This window comes from Pseudomonas sp. 18.1.10 (assembly GCF_024655625.1).
GTDB lineage: Bacteria > Pseudomonadota > Gammaproteobacteria > Pseudomonadales > Pseudomonadaceae > Aquipseudomonas.
The window spans coordinates 1-4,439 of sequence record NZ_JANLGL010000328.1; the positions used below are offsets into that span (position 1 = coordinate 1).

Genomic DNA, 4,439 nt, shown 5'->3' on the forward strand with positions numbered 1-4,439 from the left:
CAGCCCGCTGGACTGCGTAGCAGTCCCACGCTTTTCAACAAAGAGCAGGGGCCGCTTCGCGCCCCAGCGGGAGCAAGCTCCCTCGCCACAGGTGGCTTTTTCACAGTGTCGAATCACTCACCGCGATAGATGCAACCGCTGGTGCAGGTCTCATGGATACGAATCGCACTGAGCTCCGGCAGCAGGGGTTTCAACTCGGTCCAGATCCACTTGGCCAGCACTTCGCTGGTGGGGTTTTCCAGGCCGGGGATGTCGTTGAGGTAGTTGTGGTCGAGGCGCTCATACAGCGGCTTGAAAATCGCCTTGATCTCCGAGAAGTCGCGAATCCAGCCGGTATGGGGGTCGAGGTCGCCGCTCAGGTGGATCGCCACCTTGAACGAATGCCCATGCAGGCGCCCGCATTTATGGCCGTCCGGCACGTGCGGCAGGCGGTGAGCGGACTCGAAGGTAAACTCTTTGAAGATTTCCACAGTATTTTCAGCTCGGTCAGGTATCTGGCAGGCGGCGAGTTTAACAGCTTGCTCCGCCGCCGCGCATACCGCTGGGTCAAAGGGCTTGCAGGTGTTCGCCCAACTGGCCGTTATCGGCCAATGCCAGGAATTCATCCCCCAGCCGTTGGCTCTCGCTCATCGCGGTTTGCCAGTATTTGTTGCGGCTCGCGTCATCGCCGAGGAAGCGCTTGAAGTCACTGCGGTCTGGCAGTTTGCCGTGGGGCAGGCGGGCCAGGTAGTCCTTGGACGGCGCGAGCAGCAACACGTCCTGCAAACCCTGTTGATTGCTGCGGCGCCACGGCAGGCCCTTGTCGAACCAGCCGGGGATGACCCGGTCGGTGAAGTGCGGGTACAGCACGATGTCGTCGCCGTGGTAGGGCAGGTCGAGGTGATAATCCAGCAGGCCGCCGTCGCGGTAGGTGCCAGCGCCTGCGCCGGGCAGGTCGCGCACGCCTTGCATCACCATGGGGATCGAACCGGAGGCCAGCAGGGCCTGGCGCAGGTTGCCGGGCTCCAGGGCGAGGAAGCGCGACGGGAAGTCCGTCAACGGGTGCACCGGGGGCGCCTGGCGCGGGTCGTGGATGATTAGCCGTTCGAAATGCCGTGCCAGCCGCGCGCGGCCCCGCAGGTTGTCGGCAATCACCGATGACAGGCCCAGGCCCAGGCGGCCTCGGTGGTCGTCGGCGAGCAGGCCATGGCTTTTGACCACCATGATGTTCAGGCGATAGTCCGGGTTGTCCAACACCCGAGCATCACGGCCGGCCAGCAGGTCGTCGAGCATGCGCTGGCAGCTCTGGGTGACCTCGGCCATGGTCACGCCTTTGGCAAAACGCTGTTCGTTGTACAGGCGGCCGAGGTCAAGCAGGCCGTGCACGGGGTCGGGCAGGCAGGCACTGGCAAACCGCCAGGAGCCGATGGACGCGCCAATCAGCGCACGTTCCCGTGGCGCGCGGGGCAGCCAGTCGCCAAACAGGGCCAGGTCCAGGCCCTGGATACCCAGCGCCTTGGGCCCACCGGCTGCGCCGGGGAGGATGCCGACATCGGCAGGCTTGAGGCCTTGCTCACGAATGCGCGCAAAGGCCCGTTTGCCGGCCTTGAGCGTCAGCGCGGGAAACTTGATGTGAATGGCTGTCATACCGGTCTCTGTCGCGGTAGGGGTTGGGGCAAGAATGCCATGGTGGCAATTCAGTTTCAGTTAAGTTGCAGCGGTTACGGTGGCCGGCGTAGGAAAAATATCCTGAAACGGAGACTTATCATGAAGCGCCTCACAGCGCTGGTCACCGCCAGTATCATGGCGTCTCTGGCGCCACAGGCCTGGGCAGTGGACCCCGACAAGACGCTGAAGTTACCCGGCACTGTTACTATTGTCGCCTTTGACCAGCTGGAAGCCACGGCCCTGGCCCTGCATCCCGGCTCGACGCTGCTGGACACCGACCTCGACGAGGAGTACGGCAAGTACCTCTACCAAGTCGAACTGGAAGATGCCAACGGCATCGAGTGGGAAATTGAATTGGACGCGCTCACCGGGCAGGTTCTCAAGAATCATCAGGAAACCTAATGAAGGTAAATTTACGTGCCGGCAGTCGAATCGCGTGGGTGCTCCTGGCTTTTTGCTCAAGCCTGGCGGCCCGTGACCTCGATCAGGACGAAGCCTTTGCATTGCGCCAGCAAGGGGTGATCCTGTCTCTGGAACGGCTATTGGACCAAGCCATGGCGCGCCACCCGGGCGCCCGATTATTGGAGGCCGAGCTTGAGAAGAAGCACGGCCGGTATGCCTATGAAGTGGAACTGGTCACCGCCGAAGGCGTGGTGCGAGAGATCAAGCTTGACGCGACCACGGGTGCGTTGATCAAAGACGAGGAAGACTGATGCGCCTGCTGCTGGTGGAAGACAACGTACCGTTGGCCGATGAACTGCTGGCCGGCCTGCAACGCCAGGGCTACGCCGTCGATTGGCTGGCCGACGGGCGCGACGCCGTGTACCAGGGGCGCAGCGAGCCCTATGACCTGATTATTCTCGACCTCGGCCTGCCTGGCCTGCCGGGGCTTGACGTGCTGGCGCAGTGGCGCGCCGCCGCGCTGGCCATCCCGGTACTGGTGCTCACCGCCCGTGATTCCTGGGCCGAGCGCATCGAAGGGCTCAAGGCGGGCGCTGACGATTACCTGAGCGAACCGTTTCACCCGGAAGAACTGTATTTGCGCATCCAGGCCTTGCTGCGCCGCTCCCACGGCCAGGCCAACCAGCCCACCCTGCAAGCGGCCGGCCTGCATCTGGATGAGGGGCGCCAGTGCGTGCTGCGCGACGGCGCGGAAATCCAGCTGACCGCCGCCGAATTTCGCCTGCTGCGCTATTTCATGTTGCACCCCGAGCAGATCCTGTCGAAAAGCCACCTGGCCGAACACCTGTATGACGGCGAAACGGAGCGCGATTCCAACGTGCTGGAGGTCCACGTCAACCACCTGCGCCGCAAGCTGGGTCGCAGCGTGATCGAAACCCGCCGTGGCCAGGGTTACCGGTTTGGCGCCAGCCCCGCATGAGGTCGATTCAACGGCGCCTGAGCCTGGGCCTGATAAGTGTGATGGTGATCGTCGGCATCGCACTGGCGCAAACCAGTCTGTGGTTGTTCGAAGCCGGTTTGCAGCGTTACCTGGAGGCGGGCCTGCGCAACGACAGCGAGAGCCTGCTGGTGGCGCTGGTGCGCGGCCCCGAGGGTTTGCAGTTGCATGAGAAGCGCTTGTCACCGGCGTATCAGCGCCCGTTTTCCGGGCACTATTTCCGTATCGATTTTGCCGACAAACATTGGCGCTCCCGCTCCCTGTGGGACCAGGATCTGCCGTACCTGCCTGAGGCCGGGCTCAAGGGCAATCTGCAACTGGGCCCGGAAGGCCAGCAATTGCTGGTGCTGCGTGAGGACTACAAACGCTTCGGCCAGGCGATTTCCATCAGCGTGGCCCAGGACTACACGCCGGTGCGTGAAAGCTTTCGCCTGATGCGTCAGATCGGTCTGGTGCTGGGCCTGGCGGCGCTACTGCTGGTGTTGGTGTTGCAACGGGTCACCGTGCGCCGGGCCTTGCGTCCGTTGGAAACCGCACGTAACCAGATCGCCCAACTGCAACAGGGCCAGCGCTCGCAACTCGACACCCAGGTGCCGCTGGAGCTGGAGCCGCTGGTGGCGCAGATCAACCACTTGCTGGCGCACACCGAAGACAGCCTCAAACGCTCGCGCAATGCCCTGGGCAACCTTGGCCATGCCCTGAAAACCCCGTTGGCGGTGCTGTTGAGCGTGGCCGCAAGCGAGCAACTCAAGGACCATCCCGAGCTGGCCAGGCTGTTGCGCGACCAGCTGGAACAGGTGCAACAACGCCTCGGCCGCGAACTCAACCGCGCCCGCCTGGCCGGTGAAACCTTGCCCGGCGCCTTGTTCGACTGCGAGAAGGAGTTACCGAGCCTGCTGGCCACGTTGAACATGATCCACGGCGAACACCTGGACCTGAGCTACCACGCAGCGCCCGGCCTGCAACTGCCGTGGGACCGTGCCGACCTGCTGGAATTGCTGGGGAACCTGTTGGACAACGCCTGCAAATGGGCGGATGCCGACGTGCGTTTGAGCGTCAGCGAAACCGAGCGCTGTTACTTGCTGGAAGTGGAAGACGACGGCCCCGGCATCCCCGAAGGCCAGCGCGACCAGGTGTTCAGCCGGGGCACGCGCCTGGATGAACAGATCGATGGGCATGGCCTGGGGTTGGGGATCGTGCGGGATATCGTCGAGGTGTGGGGCGGGGTGTTGCAGTTGCAGGAAAGCGAGTTGGGCGGGCTCAAAGTGCTGATCGAACTGCCCAAGCGCCAGAACTGACACAACACCGATCAACCTGTGGGAGCTGGTTTGTGTGGGAGCTGGCTTGCCTGCGATGCAGACAACTCGGTACATCAGACAAACCGAGTTGATGC

6 protein-coding genes are annotated in these 4,439 nt (G+C 63.3%); 4 read left to right on the top strand and 2 right to left on the bottom strand.

The genetic code is table 11. The features are described 5' to 3' along the window. Positions 1-113 precede the first annotated feature (113 nt). The gene (gene queD / locus NUV89_RS27910) at positions 114-470 is read right to left on the bottom strand and encodes a 6-carboxytetrahydropterin synthase QueD (RefSeq protein WP_017736453.1); all 357 of its coding nucleotides are present in this window, start codon (positions 468-470) and stop codon (positions 114-116) included. A 76-nt stretch (positions 471-546) separates the two neighbouring features. After that, entirely contained in the window at positions 547-1,626 is a 1,080-nt protein-coding gene (locus NUV89_RS27915) for a patatin-like phospholipase family protein (protein ID WP_257783855.1), read from the bottom strand. Between the two features lie 120 nt (positions 1,627-1,746). Here NUV89_RS27915 and NUV89_RS27920 point away from each other — a divergent pair, with 120 nt between their 5' ends. From NUV89_RS27920 to NUV89_RS27935, 4 genes are read left to right on the top strand one after another with little or no spacing between them, the layout of a single operon-like run. Continuing rightward, positions 1,747-2,049 (top strand): PepSY domain-containing protein, encoded by a 303-nt coding sequence (locus tag NUV89_RS27920; protein ID WP_257783856.1) that lies wholly within the window; start codon positions 1,747-1,749, stop codon positions 2,047-2,049. Then, positions 2,049-2,360 (top strand): PepSY domain-containing protein, encoded by a 312-nt coding sequence (locus NUV89_RS27925; protein ID WP_257783857.1) that lies wholly within the window; start codon positions 2,049-2,051, stop codon positions 2,358-2,360. Before NUV89_RS27920 ends, NUV89_RS27925 begins: the two co-directional genes overlap by 1 nt. After that, positions 2,360-3,028 carry a response regulator transcription factor gene (locus tag NUV89_RS27930; RefSeq protein WP_257783858.1) on the top strand — a complete coding sequence of 223 codons (669 nt, stop codon included), beginning with the start codon at positions 2,360-2,362 and terminating at the stop codon, positions 3,026-3,028. Before NUV89_RS27925 ends, NUV89_RS27930 begins: the two co-directional genes overlap by 1 nt. Continuing rightward, positions 3,025-4,344, top strand: coding sequence for a sensor histidine kinase (locus NUV89_RS27935; protein WP_257783859.1), 1,320 nt, complete (start codon positions 3,025-3,027; stop codon positions 4,342-4,344). The genes NUV89_RS27930 and NUV89_RS27935 overlap by 4 nt, the downstream gene beginning before the upstream one ends. Positions 4,345-4,439: the final 95 nt, after the last annotated feature.